Annotated in this window: 14 protein-coding genes; 6 read left to right on the top strand and 8 right to left on the bottom strand. The window is 58.9% G+C overall.

Annotated elements, in window-relative coordinates; genetic code table 11:
- Position 1: 1 nt before the first annotated feature.
- Both ACZ47E_RS09080 and ACZ47E_RS09075 read left to right on the top strand, forming a co-directional pair.
- Complete coding sequence (locus ACZ47E_RS09080; protein WP_278066913.1) at positions 2-1,039, top strand: NAD-dependent epimerase/dehydratase family protein; 1,038 nt, start codon at positions 2-4, stop codon at positions 1,037-1,039.
- Positions 1,039-1,428 (top strand): DUF6220 domain-containing protein, encoded by a 390-nt coding sequence (locus tag ACZ47E_RS09075; protein ID WP_107339144.1) that lies wholly within the window; start codon positions 1,039-1,041, stop codon positions 1,426-1,428. Before ACZ47E_RS09080 ends, ACZ47E_RS09075 begins: the two co-directional genes overlap by 1 nt.
- A 47-nt stretch (positions 1,429-1,475) precedes the next feature.
- On the opposite strand, the gene ACZ47E_RS09070 is transcribed toward ACZ47E_RS09075, so the two are convergent.
- The 4 genes from ACZ47E_RS09070 to trxB form a co-directional block, all read right to left on the bottom strand.
- A complete protein-coding gene (locus tag ACZ47E_RS09070) occupies positions 1,476-2,591 on the bottom strand; it encodes an alkene reductase (RefSeq protein WP_006699634.1) in 1,116 nt (371 codons plus the stop codon).
- A 123-nt stretch (positions 2,592-2,714) separates the two neighbouring features.
- Positions 2,715-3,005, bottom strand: coding sequence for an ArsR/SmtB family transcription factor (locus tag ACZ47E_RS09065; protein WP_107339146.1), 291 nt, complete (start codon positions 3,003-3,005; stop codon positions 2,715-2,717).
- A gap of 596 nt (positions 3,006-3,601) precedes the next feature.
- The gene (locus ACZ47E_RS09060) at positions 3,602-4,498 is read right to left on the bottom strand and encodes a LysR family transcriptional regulator VtlR (RefSeq protein WP_034498849.1); all 897 of its coding nucleotides are present in this window, start codon (positions 4,496-4,498) and stop codon (positions 3,602-3,604) included.
- Between the two features lie 24 nt (positions 4,499-4,522).
- On the bottom strand, positions 4,523-5,497 hold the full coding sequence (gene trxB, locus ACZ47E_RS09055) for a thioredoxin-disulfide reductase (RefSeq protein WP_112554060.1): 975 nt from the start codon (positions 5,495-5,497) through the stop codon (positions 4,523-4,525).
- Between the two features lie 249 nt (positions 5,498-5,746).
- On the opposite strand from trxB, the gene ACZ47E_RS09050 reads away from it, so the two are divergent.
- A complete protein-coding gene (locus tag ACZ47E_RS09050) occupies positions 5,747-6,214 on the top strand; it encodes an Lrp/AsnC family transcriptional regulator (RefSeq protein WP_004442906.1) in 468 nt (155 codons plus the stop codon).
- A 19-nt stretch (positions 6,215-6,233) separates the two neighbouring features.
- Here the strand turns inward: ACZ47E_RS09050 and ACZ47E_RS09045 are convergent, their stop codons facing one another.
- Both ACZ47E_RS09045 and greA read right to left on the bottom strand, forming a co-directional pair.
- The gene (locus ACZ47E_RS09045; protein WP_278066911.1) at positions 6,234-7,289 is read right to left on the bottom strand and encodes a glycosyltransferase family 4 protein; all 1,056 of its coding nucleotides are present in this window, start codon (positions 7,287-7,289) and stop codon (positions 6,234-6,236) included.
- Between the two features lie 85 nt (positions 7,290-7,374).
- A complete protein-coding gene (gene greA / locus ACZ47E_RS09040; RefSeq protein WP_003522847.1) occupies positions 7,375-7,851 on the bottom strand; it encodes a transcription elongation factor GreA in 477 nt (158 codons plus the stop codon).
- Positions 7,852-8,072: 221 nt separating this feature from the next.
- Between greA and ACZ47E_RS09035 the strand changes: the two genes are divergently transcribed.
- The 3 genes from ACZ47E_RS09035 to ACZ47E_RS09025 all read left to right on the top strand — a co-directional run bounded on the left by ACZ47E_RS09035 (position 8,073) and on the right by ACZ47E_RS09025 (position 12,023).
- Complete coding sequence (locus tag ACZ47E_RS09035; RefSeq protein WP_035209288.1) at positions 8,073-9,305, top strand: putative DNA modification/repair radical SAM protein; 1,233 nt, start codon at positions 8,073-8,075, stop codon at positions 9,303-9,305.
- Positions 9,305-10,747: a UdgX family uracil-DNA binding protein gene (locus ACZ47E_RS09030; protein WP_278066910.1), complete on the top strand. Its 1,443-nt coding sequence runs from the start codon at positions 9,305-9,307 to the stop codon at positions 10,745-10,747. The genes ACZ47E_RS09035 and ACZ47E_RS09030 overlap by 1 nt, the downstream gene beginning before the upstream one ends.
- A 136-nt stretch (positions 10,748-10,883) precedes the next feature.
- Positions 10,884-12,023 (top strand): GGDEF domain-containing protein, encoded by a 1,140-nt coding sequence (locus tag ACZ47E_RS09025; RefSeq protein ID WP_278066909.1) that lies wholly within the window; start codon positions 10,884-10,886, stop codon positions 12,021-12,023.
- 18 nt (positions 12,024-12,041) lie between these two features.
- Here the strand turns inward: ACZ47E_RS09025 and ACZ47E_RS09020 are convergent, their stop codons facing one another.
- Together ACZ47E_RS09020 and carB are read right to left on the bottom strand one after the other, a co-directional pair.
- On the bottom strand, positions 12,042-12,245 hold the full coding sequence (locus ACZ47E_RS09020) for a type II toxin-antitoxin system antitoxin (RefSeq protein ID WP_037089818.1): 204 nt from the start codon (positions 12,243-12,245) through the stop codon (positions 12,042-12,044).
- A gap of 218 nt (positions 12,246-12,463) precedes the next feature.
- Entirely contained in the window at positions 12,464-15,952 is a 3,489-nt protein-coding gene (carB, locus tag ACZ47E_RS09015) for a carbamoyl-phosphate synthase large subunit (RefSeq protein WP_107339153.1), read from the bottom strand.
- Positions 15,953-16,058: the final 106 nt, after the last annotated feature.

Below are 16,058 nucleotides of genomic sequence, written 5' to 3'. Positions count from 1 at the left end.
GATGATATATGAAAACAACGCAGATTCAGCAGAGAATGATCGGCCACTGGCGCTGGTCCTGGGCGTGAATGGGGGTGTCGGCGGCCAGGTCTCCCGTATGCTGCAGCAACGGGGATGGCGCGTGAGGGCGATGACGCGGCGGAAGGGGGCTTCCCACATCACTGGCGATGTCGAGTTCGTGGTGGGTGACGCCATGAGCGGACAGGACGTCTTGAAGGCGGCACAAGGTGTTCGGCTGATCGTCCATGCGGTTAATCCTCCCGGATACCGCGATTGGGAGAAGCAGGTATTGCCGATGCTGGACAACACGATCGCGGCTGCTGAAAGCTGTGGGGCGAGGATTGTTTTCCCGGGGACCATCTATAATTTCGGCTCTGACGCCTTTCCGCTGCTGAGCGAGGAGAGCCCCCAAAAGCCTTTTACCCGCAAGGGCGCGTTGCGTGTGGAGATGGAGCGGCGGCTTAAACTGGCTTCAATGCGCGGCGTGCCGGTGCTGATCGTCCGGGCGGGCGACTTCTTTGGGCCGGATGCGAGAAACAACTGGTTTTCGCAGATGCTGGTGCGACCCGGCAGGCCGGTTCGCAGCGTGCAGAACCCTTCCGCCCGCCATGCAGGACACCAATGGGCTTATCTGCCTGACGTGGCGGAAACCATTGGCCGACTGCTCGACCGTGCAGACGAGCTTCCGGCCTTTGCCGTCTATCACATGGAAGGTTTCTGGGATTTCGACGGGCTGCAACTGATTGAAGCGATCGAGCGGGTTGTGGGCCATCCGGTCAAGCGGCGACGTTTATCCTGGACAGGCATCAAAATGGTTGCGCCGTTCGTTCCGCTGTTCCGCGAAGTGCTGGAAATGCAATATCTCTGGCAGATGCCGATCAGGATGAGCAATCGTAAGCTGACAGATTTCCTTGGAAGCGAGCCGAAGACACCTATCGACATTGCGGTGGCGACCACTTTGGCGGGTCTCGGTTGCCTTGACGAGAGGCCGCGGCCGTCGAACCTTGCGCATCCGGCCGACGCCGAAGGCAGGGCGTGATGGGCGCGGTTGCGAACGGAATGTCGACCAGGCGTCGCGCCTTTGCCGTGATTTCGGCAAGCGTGCCCGTGCTGATCTTCGCTCAGGTGCTGCTGGCCGGGCTGTCGATCTATTACGATGGATCGCTGCTGTCGCTGCACAAGGGGCTCGGCCTTCTGATCGCCGTTCCGATCCTGTCGTTGGCGGTCCTCGCTTTGCGATACGAGGACCTGCGGCCCAATCTTGGCCGTTCGCTGGTGCTGCTTGCTATCTATTGTCTGCAGGTGGCGCTGATGAGCACCGGTCGGGAAACGGGCAATGGGCTGTTGCAGGCGCTGCATCTGCCCAATGCCTTCGTAATGGGCGCCTTTTCCGATTTTGCCGCCCGGCAGGCGAGAAGCGCGCAATGAACGAAAACGCCGCATCGCTTTTCAACGATGCGGCGTCTTTTTCATTGCTATTGGGCGAGGGCCGGATAGTCGGTGTAACCTTCGGCGCCGCCGCCATAGAAGGTCGGCTGGTTCGGTTCATTCAGCGGCGCGTCGTTTTTCAGGCGGCGCACCAGATCAGGATTGGCGATGAAGGCCTTGCCGAAAGCAACGGCATCAACCTTGCCACTTTCCACGGCTTCGATGGCGCTCTGCCTGTCGTAACCATTGTTGGCGATCCACAGGCCCTTGCCGCCGGCATTGCGATAAGCCGCCTTGAAGGACGCGTAATCGAAAGGCTTGTCGCCCTGCTTGAAATCGCGCGGACCGCCCGTCGCACCTTCTACGACATGGATGAAGGCGAGATTGCGCTTGCCCAGCTGCTCAACCACGTAATTATAGAGCGGTTGCGGATCAGCCTCGAAAATATCGTTGGCAGGGGTAACTGGCGAGAGGCGGATGCCGGTGCGGCCGGCGCCGATCTCTTCCGCCACCGCGTCGACGACTTCCAGCAGGAAGCGAGCGCGGTTTTCGATGGAGCCACCGTAATCATCCGTGCGCTGGTTGGTGCTGGATTTCAGGAACTGCTCGATCAGGTAACCATTGGCGGCATGGATTTCGACGCCGTCGAAACCGGCCTCCAGTGCCGCGCGCGCGCCGCTGCGGTAATCCTCGAGGATGAGGCCGATATCGTCGATGGTGAGGGCACGGGGCTCGGAGGTTTCGGCAAAGGCACCGGTGCCGTCATCATTGATGATATAGGTCTTCGATTTGGCGGTGATGGCCGAGGGGGCGACCGGCTGGCCGCCATGCGGCTGCAGCGAGGTGTGGGAAATTCGGCCCACGTGCCAGATTTGGGCAACGATCTTGCCGCCCGCCGAATGAACGCCGTCAGTGATCTTTTTCCAGCCTTCAATCGCTTCCCGCTTATAAAGACCGGGAACATCGGCGTAACCCTGGCCCTGCTGGGAAATGGGCGTGCCTTCAGTGACGATCAGGCCGGCTGTCGCCCGCTGCTCGTAATAGGTGGCGTTGAGATTGTTGGGAATGGCGCCCGGGGAGCGATTGCGGGTGAGAGGGGCCATGACGATGCGGTTGGCGAGTGCGATATCGCCGGCCTGTGCCGGTTCGAAAAGACTGGTCATGCGACTTCACTTTCTGGTCGGTTGGCGAAATTGCGCGGCAGGCGCGCTATCCTGATATGGGTGCCGGTGCGAAACCGTGTCGCGGTTCCGGTCCGGCACCCCGGGGCTCAAAGCTTGGGAGGCTCAGAGATTGGTTTGCAGATAATTGCGGAAAGCATCGATGGTTTCCTCGTTGCGCTCAAAAAACACCCATTGCCCCACCTTCTTCGACCTTATCAGGCCCGCCGCCTGCAGTACCGCAAGATGCGAGGAGACGGTGGATTGCGACAGGCCGCTGATCTGAAACTGGTTGGCGCAAACACCCATGCTGAGCGGATGCTCCTGACAGAAGTAGCTTTCCGGAGACTTCAGCCATTCCAGAAATTTCAGCCGTGCGGGGTGCGAAAGGGCTTTGAGGACTTCCTCCGGGTTCATTGGGGTTTCTTCAATATCTGACATACCCGATATTTATATCGACCATTATCGATATACAAGTCACGTCTCTGTGAGGACCGCACGGGCGCGGTGGCATCGGCAAAAAAAAGGCCGCTGGATATTTCCGCGGCCTGATAAGTTTGAAGGTCAAAACCTCCAGAGGGGAACAGCTGTCGCGTGCCTGAGCGAGCGTGACAGCCAACCAAGATATGGTGGGAGCGACAATGCAAAACAAGGTTGCATCATCCGATATTTCGCCAATTTGGAGAAAATTCTTGCGGGTAAAAAAAGAGGGCCGCCGGATGTATCCAGGGCCCTTTAAGTGTGAAGGTCAAAAACCTCCAGAGGGGAACAGCTGATGCGGTGGAACTGGGAGGAAAAGCCACCGTGTGCATCAGCTGAGAGCGATATGGTGCTTTTTTGTGCACGAAACAATTCTTTTTTGTGCAGGTCAGGCATGCGTCGGGTGCAGGCCTCGATATTTCAGGTATATTTTATGTGCAAAGTTGGCGAAGGGCGACTGGTCGCCCTTCCATGAATTCCCCTGTATCTCCTTGAAAAATAACGTCTATTTCATCCGTTCGGCTATTTAAACGTCAGAAATTCCAGTTGCGCGCCTTGGCGACGATAAAATCGCGGAAGGCCTTCAGCTTTGCAGCATTTTTCATCTCGTCCGGATAGCAGAAATAGGTGTCGAATGACGGAATGTCGGCCGCGAGCGATAACTGGATGAGGCCGGGGTCCCGGCCGACAATGTAATCCGGCAAGCAGGCGATACCTATTCCCAGCAGGCAGGCGCGCTTGATCGAGGTCTGGCTGTTGATCTGCAGATGCGGGGTGCGGGTATTGTCGGAAGACCGCCCGGCATTTTCGAGCCAGTTGACATCTAGCAGGTAGTTCGGCGCGGGTTCGCCAAACGAGATGATGCGATGGTTGTCCAAATCCTCAACCGACTGGGGCTCGCCATGGCGATTGATGTAAGACGGCGCGGCATAGACGTGCATGTGCACCGTGAACAGCTTGCGCTGGATGAGGTCCGATTGCTGGGGCTGGCGCAGGCGAATGGCGCAATCCGCGTGGCGCATATTCACATCCAGCTCCTCATTGTCGAGAATGAGCTGGATCGACATTTCCGGATAGAGCTGCAGGAATTCCTGCACCTTGTCCGTCAGCCAGCCCTGACCGAGGCCCACCGTCGTCGTGACGCGCAGCTTGCCGCTGGGCTTTTCCGTCGTTTCGGTGAGTTGCATCTTCACCGTTTCGAGCTTCAGCAGCACATCGTGAGCGGTGCGATAGAGCAGTTCGCCCTGTTCGGTAAGAATCAGGCCGCGGGCGTGGCGATGAAACAGCTTGACGCCGACATCCTGCTCCAGCGCGCTGACCTGGCGGCTGATGGCCGACTGGGACAAATGCAGCTTGTCGGCAGCATGGGTGAAAGACCCTGCTTCGGCTGCGGCATGAAATATGCGCAGTTTATCCCAGTCCAATGGCATTGCCATGCCTATCCTGCCTTTCAGTTATTCCGCTGCGACAGCAAGCGGTTGATGCGCGGTGAGATAACGTTCCGCTTCCAGCGCGGCCATGCAGCCCATGCCGGCGGCGGTGATTGCCTGACGGTAGATGTCGTCGGTGACGTCGCCGGCCGCGAAAATGCCTTCCACGTCGGTGGCGGTGGAATCGGGAGCGGTCCACATATAACCGTTGTCCTTCAGCTTCACCTTGCCCTTGAAGAGCTCCACGGCAGGCGCGTGGCCGATGGCGACGAAGACGCCGTCAATGGGCCTTTCGCTGATCGCGCCGGTTCTGGTGTCGCGCAGCTTGACGCCGGAAACGGAGGGCGGCATCGGCGGTTTTGCGGGCGCGCCGGTAATTTCGGCAACTTCCGTGTTCCAGAGGATATTGACGTTGTCCTTGGCAAAGAGCCGTTCCTGAAGGATTTTTTCCGAACGGAAGCTGTCGCGTCTGTGCACGACCGTTACCGACTTGGCGATATGGGCGAGATAAAGCGCCTCTTCCACGGCGGAATTGCCGCCGCCCACCACGATCACATCCTTATTGCGATAGAAGAAACCATCGCAGGTGGCGCAGGCGGAAACGCCGAAGCCCTGGAAATGTTGCTCGCTCTCGATGCCGAGCCACTTGGCCTTGGCGCCGGTGGCGATGATCAGCGTGTCGGCGGTCCATACCTGGCCAGAATCGGTCTTCACGACGAACGGGCGAACGCTGGTTTCAACTTCGGTCACCAGGTCACTGACGATTTCCGCGCCGACATGCGTCGCCTGCTTCAGCATCTGGTCCATCAGCCACGGGCCCTGGATAGGGTCTGCAAAGCCCGGGTAATTCTCGACATCGGTGGTGATCATCAGCTGACCGCCCTGTTCCATGCCGGCGATCAGCACCGGCTTCAGCATTGCGCGCGCCGCGTAGATCGCCGCCGTGTAGCCTGCGGGACCGGAGCCGATGATCAATACCTTGGTATGGCGGGCAGACATGGGAAATTTCCTTCTCAATAGCAGGGTCTTCAGCGAGGGCCTTCCAGCCGCGGCAGGGCGGACGGGCCATAACCCCTTCGTTGGCGGGTATTTAAGGTTGTCTAGTGCCTTTATTCAAGGGCAGCCTTGCGTTACCAACAAGGCAGTTGTGGATGCACGCGCAATTTTGTGACCGGCTGGCGGCATATTGTTGCGAATCCCGCGCCGAATAGTACAAGGAAGTTCTCCAGCTTAACGAGGTACTCCTCCGTGACCAGCGTCGAACTCGATGCCATCGATCTGAAAATCCTGCGCGAATTGCAGCGCGACGGGCGCATGACCAATGTGGAACTGGCCGAAAGGGTGGGTATCTCGGCTCCTCCGTGCCTGAGGCGCGTCCGCAAGCTCGAGGAGGCGGGGGTAATCGAGGGTTATCACGCCATGTTGAACGCGCCGAAGCTCGGTTTTGATCTCGTCGCCTTCTGCATGATCGGTCTCAAGCGCCAGTCGGACAGCAATCTGAAGGCCTTTGCCGCGGCGACGGCCGGGTGGCCTCTCGTGCGCCAGGCCTGGATGGTATCCGGCGAAAGCGACTTCCTGTTACATTGCGTCGCAAGAAACCTGACGGAATTTCAGGACTTCGTCATCGAGGTTCTGACTGCGGATGAGAATGTCGATACGGTGCGCACCATGCTGACCATCCGTCAGGTCAAGCGCGTCGGTCTCGTGGAAATCTGATTTTCCGGTTTGCGACGCATTACCCCCGCCGCAACGCCTCATAGACTTCGCCAAGACTGGCCGCTTCTTTTTCCAGCGGAAAAGTGCTGCGCACATGCGCAAGTCCGGTACTCGCATGGACTTTGGCCATGGCGGGATCGGCGAGATAGGTCTTTATCGCATCCCTCAGCGAAGCATAGTCCCCCGCTTCAACAACCGCCCCGGTCTCGCCCTTGACGATCATTTCCTCGTAGGCACCGGCATTGCTGGCGACGACGGCCGTTTCCGAGGCCATTGCTTCAAGCGGAGTCAGCCCGAAGCCCTCGTTGCGCGAAGGCGCGACATAGAGCGTCAGCCGCCTGTACCACGGCTTGATGTCATCAACTTCACCCTGAAACACGATACGATCTGAGAGGCCGGCGGCCCTGACATCTGCTTCAAGGGTTTCGGCAAAAGCCTTGTGTTCCGCTGTCACGCGGCCTGAAACCACAGCTGTCCATTGCGGATAGGCGGGCAGAAGTTCGATCATGGCACGCACGAAAAGATCGGTGCCCTTCTGGTGGCGGACCCGCCCGAAGCAGCCGATCAGATATTGTCCCGGCAAGCCGGTCGCGGCTATCGTGTCCTCAGGACCGGTTGCCGGGTGGAAAAGTTCGGTATCCACGCCATGCATGACAACGCGATGGGGCGCTTCAAGAAATGAGCCCGAGCGGATGTTGGTGGCCACCACGGCATCCATCCTGGAGATCAGGAAACGGGTGTAGGCGGAATGCCGCCTCTGCGCGGCCGAGGTGAAGAGAAGCTTCACCTTCATGCGCAGCACATCACGCATGAAAATTCCAGGCAACATTTCGAGGTTGCGGCGGGCATGCCAGATGCGCGGGCCGCCAAACGGGCCGCCTTGCCAGAGCCGCCACAGGTCGCGGAAACGCAAATGCGGCAGATGCGGCGGCAGGCCGGGGCCGATGGTGGCGACCTTCTGTCCCAGCCGGTTCTGCACCGGTATCAGCTGAACGATTGTAGAGGTGACGCCGGAGAGCCTGCGTTTGAAATTCGGCGCAAGCACCTGCACATCTTTCAGGCTGACGTGGGACAAGATGGGCTTCCGTCTTTGCGGCTGGTTCAGGGGAGCAACAGGTCAAAAGCAATGCGCCCGCTGGCGGGCGCATTGCATGGGGCAATCAGCCCCACTGAACCGCGAGGATCTCGTAACCCTTGGCGCCGCCAGGCGCGTTGACTTCGATGCTGTCGCCAACTTCCTTGCCGATCAGGGCGCGGGCAATCGGCGAAGAGATGGAAATACGGCCGGCCTTTACGTCGGCTTCCTGGTCGCCGACGATCTGATAGGTCTTTTCCTCATCGCTGTCTTCGTCAACCAGCTTCACAGTGGCACCGAACTTGATCTTCGAACCCGACATCTTGGAAAGGTCGATGACTTCAGCGCGCGCCGTCAGATCTTCGAGTTCCGTGATGCGGCCCTCGTTATGGCTCTGCGCTTCCTTGGCAGCATGGTACTCGGCGTTTTCCGAAAGGTCGCCATGGGCGCGCGCTTCCGCAATCGCCTCGATGATGCGGGGGCGTTCCTCCTGCTGGCGCCAGCGAAGCTCCTCCTGAAGCTTGACGAATCCACCCTGGGTCATCGGTACTTTTTCTACCATTTTTTTATCCTTCGCATTCCGGTCGCTTTACCTGCAGACACAAAAAGAAACAGGTTCCGGAGGGGAACTCCGGAACCATGCCAAAATCATAACTGAGCGGACTATATCAGAAGACGACAGCGAAATGCCAGCAAATTTGAGGCATCAATATTTCTTCGTCTTTCCAATGACTTGAACATCCTGATTGACAATCTTTAAGAGAACATATAGTGAACATTATTATGAAGAAGTCAATCAGGCAACGGCTGGCCATTCTCTCTGACGCCGCGAAATACGACGCCTCCTGCGCATCGAGCGGGACGGCGAAACGGAACTCCGCAGCCTCTGGCGGATTGGGCTCGACAGAAGGGTCTGGCATCTGTCATGCCTATGCGCCGGATGGGCGCTGCATATCGCTCCTGAAAATCCTGCTCACCAATTTCTGCATCTATGATTGCGCCTATTGCATCAACCGTTCTTCCAGCAATGTGGAACGGGCGCGGTTTACCGCAGAAGAGGTGGTGTGGCTGACGCTCGAATTTTACCGGCGCAACTATATTGAAGGGTTGTTCTTGTCCTCGGGTATCATCCGTTCCTCTGATCACACGATGGAGGAGATGGTGCGTGTGGCGCGTGAACTGCGGGTCACCCATGGCTTTCGTGGATACATCCACCTAAAATCCATCCCGGAAGCGTCTCCGAAATTGATCGAGGAGGCGGGGCTTTATGCGGACCGGTTGTCGATCAACATCGAGTTGCCCACCGATAGCGGCATCGGCCGTTTTGCGCCGGAAAAGCAGCCCGCCAATATTCGCCGCTCTATGGCCGATATTCGCCTGAAGATCGAGGAGGCGGGCGAGCCTACCGTCAGAACGCGAAAAACCAAGCGTTTTGCGCCCGCCGGACAGAGCACGCAGATGATCGTGGGCGCCGACGGCGCCGATGACAGCACCATTCTTTCCACCAGCGCGCGGCTCTATGGAAGCTATGGTCTGCGGCGCGTCTATTATTCGGCGTTCAGCCCAATTCCGGATTCGTCGAAGAACCTGCCACTCATCAAGCCGCCGCTGATGCGCGAACACCGCCTCTATCAGGCGGACTGGCTTTATCGTTTTTACGGTTTCGATATCGGCGAGATAACCGCTATCGGCGGAAACGGCATGCTGGATCTTGACATCGACCCGAAGCTTGCCTGGGCATTGAAGCATCGCGATCAGTTTCCGGTAAACGTCAATGCGGCGGATCGCGAAATGTTGCTGCGTGTACCCGGTTTCGGCACCAAGACGGTTGCCTCGATTCTCTCGTCGCGGAAGTTCCGCAGCCTGCGGCTGGAAGATATCGCCCGCTTCGGCGTATCTCTCAAAAAGGTGAAGGCCTTTATCGTCGCGGAGGGATGGACACCGGGCAAGCTGATCGAACGGCCGGATCTGCGCGCGATGTTTGCGCCGCAGCCTGAACAATTGTCGTTGTTGTGATGTATGGCCCGATGCTGGAGGGGCGGGGGGATTTCACCGAGTGGCGCGATGCTGCGCGCGCGGCGCTTGCGGCCAATATACCGCCGGGGAAGATCGACTGGCGGCTGCAGGATGACGGATTTGGGCTTCTCGACTTTTCCGGTGCGCCATTGCCAACGGAGGGCGCCGCCCCGGTTTCCGTATCTGCCGCATTTGTCGCACTGGCGCAGGCCGTCATCTGCCACAGCGATCCCGGCCGTTTCGCGCTGCTCTACAGGTTATTGTGGCGGCTGAAACGGGATCGGGCCCTGCTGCAGTTCAAGTCCGATCCGGATGTTTCCGATGTGCGGCTGCTCGAAAAGTCTGTCCGTCGCGATTATCACAAGATGACGGCCTTCGTGCGTTTCAAGGAGCTGCCATTGCCGCAAGGGCAGGGCGGGCGACGGCGATTCGTGGCGTGGTTCGAACCGGACCATTTCATCATCGAACGTACGGCTCCGTTTTTTCAACGTCGCTTCACCGACATGGACTGGTTGATTGTCTCGCCGAAGGGCAGCGCCCGATGGGACGGAAACCTGCTGCAGACATCACGGGAGGCTGCCGCCAAGCCTGATCTCAAGGATGAAACGGACGATCTCTGGCGGACCTATTACGCCAATATTTTCAACCCGGCCCGCTTGAAGATCAAGGCCATGACAGCGGAGATGCCGAAGAAATACTGGAAGAATCTGCCGGAAGCCGAGCTCATCCCTGACCTGATTCTGGGTGCGGAGGCGCGGGTGCTGGAGATGGCGGCGAAGGAGGCGAGCCAACCGAAGCCGTTTCACCATCGCCTCCAGGCAGCGGCTTCCGCACGGGAAGAGCAGCCACCTTTGCCGGATGGCACGCTTGCTTCGCTGGCGCATGAAGCGCGCCACTGCACACGGTGTGCCCTGCATTGCAAGGCGACGCAGACCGTTTTTGGTGACGGGCCGGAAAACGCGAAGATCATGGTCGTCGGTGAGCAGCCGGGCGATCACGAGGATCTGGCCGGAAAACCTTTTGTCGGCCCCGCAGGCCAGCTGTTCGACAGGACGCTCAGAGAGATCGGTGTGGACCGCGGCGGGCTTTACGTTACCAATGCCGTGAAACACTTCAAATACGAAACGCGCGGCAAACGGCGCATCCACCAGCGGCCGAATGCGGGGGAAGTGGAGCAATGCCGCTGGTGGCTCAACCAGGAAATCGCGCTTGTTCAGCCGAAGCTGATCGTTGCGATGGGTGCAACGGCGCTATATGCGCTGACCGGCGGCAAAGAAAAGGTCTCGGAGATTCGCGGCCGTCCCTTGCCAATGCAAGAAGGGCGGACGCTTTTTGTCACCGTGCACCCATCCTACCTGCTTCGCCTCCCTGATGAGCAGGCTAAAGAGATGGAAATCAAGAAATTCAAACAGGACATGCTTTATGTAAGAAATTTTGAATAGTCTTTTCTAAGTATATATTCTATCGAATATCAACTTGGCGTTGTTATGCTTTACGCATCGTTAGTTTTTCGTTTTAATTGAAATTTATTCGAGTCATTTTATATGTCTCATCAAAATATTTATAGACGAGCGTATTATGCTTGGTGAACTTGACCTTGCAACAGTCATACTAATGCAAAAATGCTCCTACATCGTGGGGCTAATGAGTTTTATCTATTTGATGCTGACCAATCGCGGCCTGCGCGGTCCTGTCACTCTTGCCGCGGGCTTTGCGGCAATGGCCGTCGGCTCAACGCTTGCCGGATATGGCGAGTGGAAGATATTGTCGCCGGCCTTGTGGCGGTTGGGCAGTATCGTATCCGGTATTGCAGGTTATGCGCTTATCTGGCTTGGTCTTAAAACGTTGAGCGACGGCCGTTTTGTATCGCAGAAAACTCTGCTTGGGACTTGTCTTGTCGTGGTTCTCGGGATTGTCATCGCGTATGAGGTGGCGGAGAACAATGCGTTGCGCGCTGCGCTGTTCAATGGCTGTGCGGCGCTTGCCTATCTCGGCACGGCCGCGGTGCTGTTTAGCGGCTGGCGCAAGGAGCCGCTTCTTTCCCGCATCGCGCTGGGCGCGATCACCACCGTCTCGGGGCTGATTTCACTTCTGGTGGTAAAGGGGGTGCTTTCACCCTCTCTCGCCTCCATCAACATCGTCAATGCGTTCTTCCTCATCATTATGCTCAACTTTGCGATTGCCCTGTTCGTGATGGTGCTGGTGGCTGAACGCTCGGAGCGGAAACTGTTGATCCTTGCCAATACCGATCCGCTGACAGGCGTGAAGAACAGGCGCTTCTTCTTTCAGACGATGCCCACAAGGCCTGATCCCACCGATGCGACAATGCTGCTCGATATCGATCACTTCAAATCGATCAACGACCGCTTCGGCCATTCCGTCGGTGACAGCGTCCTGCAGGAAGTGGCAAAGCGGATCGGCGGCAGTATTCGCAGTGGCGACGTGCTGGCTCGTTATGGCGGCGAGGAATTCATCATCTTCCTGCCCGGCGCAGGAAGCCAAAAGGCGTCAATGATAGGCGAGCGCATTCGCAACGCGGTTGCTTTGAAAGAGGTGGACTGCGGCGGGCTGCGTGTCGGTGTGACAATCAGCATCGGCATTGCGACAAGCGGCGAGATACACTGTGATCTCCAGACGCTGGCCGACATGGCCGACCGCGCGCTGTACCGCGCCAAGAGCGAAGGCCGCAACTGCGTCCGGGAAGCACTGGCGGCTTAAAGCCTGCCGTTTCAGATGCTATTCGCTCTCGTTCGATTTTTGGCCCGTGTCATGGCCTACCTCTCGCTCACGCTGCCTAAGGGCTTCTTTCAGAAGAATTTCGATCTGCGCGTTAATGCTGCGCAGCTCGTCGCTCGCAGTCTGGCGGACAGCATTCAAAATCACCGGTTCGATGCGCAGTGGGAAAGCTACACGGATCGGGCCGGGCGGTCGTCCAGTCATGCTTTTGCTCCAGATGCGGGTTCAGGAACTGGGTGATCGGCGATGGCGGAGAATTCTCGGGACAGGGAAAAATCGTCATCGGCCTGCGGGTGGAAATGATGTTTTTTTTGATACCGGCGTTGGATTGCAGGTGTATTACGCAATGAGAAACGCCGCCAACCTGGTGGTTCGCGGCGTTCCGGCGTTTATTCAGTTCGTCAGGCTTTCTTGCTGATCTCTTAGTTGAAGTAGCTCTGCAGCGGCTTCACTTCCAGATTGCCGGCCTTCAGCGCCTTGATGGCGAGGGCGGCTGCTTCGGCACCTGCCATCGTCGTGTAATAGGGCACCTTCTGCATCAACGTTGCGCGGCGCAGCGACTTCGAGTCGGAAATCGCCTTGTTGCTGTCGGTGGTGTTGATGACGAGCTGGACCTGACGGTTGCGGATTGCGTCCTCGATATGCGGACGGCCTTCCTGCACCTTGTTGATCTTTTCGGCGTTGATGCCCTTTTCGGCAAGGAAACGCTGGGTGCCGCCGGTGGCCAGCACTCTGAAGCCGCTTTCCACGAGAATGCGGATGGCGGGCAGAACGCCTTCCTTGTCCTCATCACGGACCGAGACGAAGACCGCGCCGGAGCGCGGCAGGTCGACACCGGCGCCGAGCTGGCTCTTGGCGAAGGCGAGCGCGAAATCAGTGTCGAGGCCGATGACTTCACCGGTCGAGCGCATTTCCGGTCCGAGCAGAATGTCGACGCCGGGGAAGCGCGCGAAGGGGAAGACGGCTTCCTTGACGGCAATGTGCTTGAGGTTACGCGGATCAGGCTTCTCGCCGTAAGCGGCAATCGCCGGATCGAGCTTCTCGCCCGCCATGACGCGGGCGGCGATCTTGGCGATCGGCGCGCCGATTGTTTTCGCGACGAAAGGCACGGTACGCGAAGCGCGCGGGTTGACTTCGAGAACGTAGATCGTGCCGTCCTTGATGGCGTATTGAACGTTCATCAGGCCGCCAACCTTGAGCGCCTTGGCAAGCGCCGTCGTCTGGCGCTCCAGTTCGTCGAGCGTTTCCTTGCTGAGCGAACGCGAAGGCAGCGAGCAGGCCGAGTCGCCCGAGTGGATGCCAGCCTCTTCGATGTGCTCCATGATGCCGGATACGAAGACGTTTTCGCCATCGCACAGCGCGTCGACGTCCACTTCAACGGCGTTGGTCAGGTAGCTGTCGAACAGCAGCGGGTTCTTGCCGAGCAGGGTGTTGATCTGGCCGGTCTTGTCGTTCGGGTAACGCTGCTTGATGTCCTCGGGTACGAGACCCGGAACCGTGTCGAGCAGGTAGGTCTGGAGCTGGCCTTCCGAATGGATGATCTGCATGGCGCGGCCACCCAGAACGTAGGACGGGCGAACCACCAGCGGGAAGCCGATTTCAGAAGCGACAAGGCGGGCCTGCTCGACCGAATAGGCGATGCCATTGTTCGGTTGGGCCAGATCGAGCTTCATCAAGAGCTTCTGGAAGCGGTCGCGGTCTTCGGCAAGGTCGATCATGTCAGGCGCGGTGCCGAGGATCGGGATACCGTTCTTTTCCAGCGCTTCTGCAAGCTTCAGCGGCGTCTGGCCACCGAACTGCACGATGACGCCGACGAGTTCACCCTTTTCCTGTTCGGCGCGCATGATCTCGATCACGTCTTCGGCCGTCAGCGGCTCGAAATAGAGGCGGTCGGAAGTGTCGTAGTCGGTGGACACCGTTTCCGGGTTGCAGTTGATCATGATCGCTTCAAAGCCGGCATCCTTCAGCGCGAAGGCTGCGTGGCAGCAGCAATAATCGAACTCGATGCCCTGGCCGATACGGTTCGGGCCGCCGCCGAGGATGACGACCTTCTTGCGGTCGGAGACCTGCGCTTCAGAGCGGGCGGCGCCGACGAAGGGTATTTCATAGGTCGAATACATGTAGGCGGTCGGCGAGGCGAATTCGGCGGCGCAGGTGTCGATGCGCTTGAAGACCGGGCGGACGTTCAGGCTGTTGCGCAGTTCGGCCACTTCCTTCGGACGCTTGGAGGTCAGGCTGGCGAGGCGGGCATCGGAGAAGCCCATGGCCTTTAGCATGCGCAGGTTTTCGGCGTCCTGTGGCAGCCCGTGCTCGCGGATGCGGGCTTCCGTATCGACGATGGCCTTGAACTGGGCGATGAACCAGGGGTCGATCTTCGAGTTCTCGTGGACTTCCTCTTCGGTCATGCCCATGCGCAGCGCCTGGGCGACCATGCGCAGGCGATCCGGCGTCGGCGTGCCGATGGCAGCACGGATCGCGTTCTTGGAGCCTTCGCCCTCTTCGTAACCGGGAATTTCGATTTCATCGAGACCGGTAAGGCCGGTTTCGAGACCGCGCAGCGCCTTCTGCAGGGATTCCGCAAAGGTACGGCCGATGGCCATGACTTCACCGACCGACTTCATCGCGGTGGTGAGGATCGGCGACGCGCCCGGGAACTTCTCGAAGGCGAAACGCGGGATCTTGGTGACGACGTAGTCGATGGACGGTTCGAACGATGCCGGGGTGGCGCCGCCGGTGATGTCGTTTTCGAGTTCGTCCAGCGTGTAGCCGATGGCCAGTTTGGCGGCGATCTTGGCGATCGGGAAGCCGGTTGCCTTGGAAGCCAGCGCAGAGGAGCGCGACACGCGCGGGTTCATTTCGATGACGACGAGGCGGCCGTCCTTCGGGTTGACGGCGAACTGCACGTTGGAGCCGCCGGTCTCGACGCCGATCTCACGCAGCACCGCAATTGAGGCGTTGCGCATGATCTGGTATTCCTTGTCGGTCAGCGTCAACGCTGGCGCGACAGTGATGGAGTCACCGGTGTGGACGCCCATCGGATCGATGTTTTCGATGGAGCAGATGATGATGCAGTTGTCCGCGGTGTCGCGGACGACTTCCATCTCATACTCCTTCCAGCCCAGAACCGATTCTTCGACCAGAACTTCCGTCGTCGGCGAGGCGTCGAGGCCGCCGGAGACGATGTCGAAGAATTCCGAGCGGTTATAGGCAATGCCGCCGCCCGTGCCGCCCAGCGTAAACGACGGGCGGATGATGGCGGGCAGGCCGACATGATCGATGGCCTGGGCGGCAATGGCCATGGCGTGGGCCATGTAACGCTGCTTGCGGTCGGTTTCGCCGAGGTTCCACTGGTTTTCGAGGTCGTCCAGCGCCTTGTCGAGTTCGGGGCCGGAGAGCTTGCCCTTCAGTTCCGCCCGCGCAGCTTCATGCTTCTTGCGGTCTGCATCCTTGATTTCCGTGGCGTTGGCGAGCATCGAGCGCGGGGTTTCAAGGCCGATGCGGGCCATGGCTTCGCGGAAGAGGGCCCGGTCTTCAGCCATGTCGATGGCTTCGGGCTTCGCGCCGATCATTTCGACATTGTAGCGGTCGAGAACGCCCATGCGCTTAAGAGAAAGCGCGGTGTTGAGCGCGGTCTGGCCGCCCATGGTCGGCAGCAGCGCGTCGGGACGCTCCTTTGCAATGATCTTGGCCACGACCTCAGGGGTGATCGGCTCGACGTAGGTGGCGTCCGCGAGACCTGGATCGGTCATGATCGTCGCCGGGTTGGAGTTGACCAGAATGACCCGGTAACCTTCTTCCTTCAGCGCCTTACAGGCCTGCGTGCCGGAGTAATCGAATTCACATGCCTGACCGATAACGATCGGTCCCGCGCCGATGATGAGGATGGACTTGATATCTTGGCGCTTCGGCATGGGCTCTCTCGTTCCGCTTTTCGGTTGCGCAAAACACCGGCCAGGGTGGAAGATCACCGGCCGGGGAGCGCAATTCAAATGTTTTCAGGCTAGAAGCGGCTTATAG

This window comes from Agrobacterium sp. 5Ca39 (genome assembly GCF_055382365.1).
Note: the sequence above shows the minus strand (reverse complement) of the source record. Positions and strands in the feature narration are given on the sequence as shown.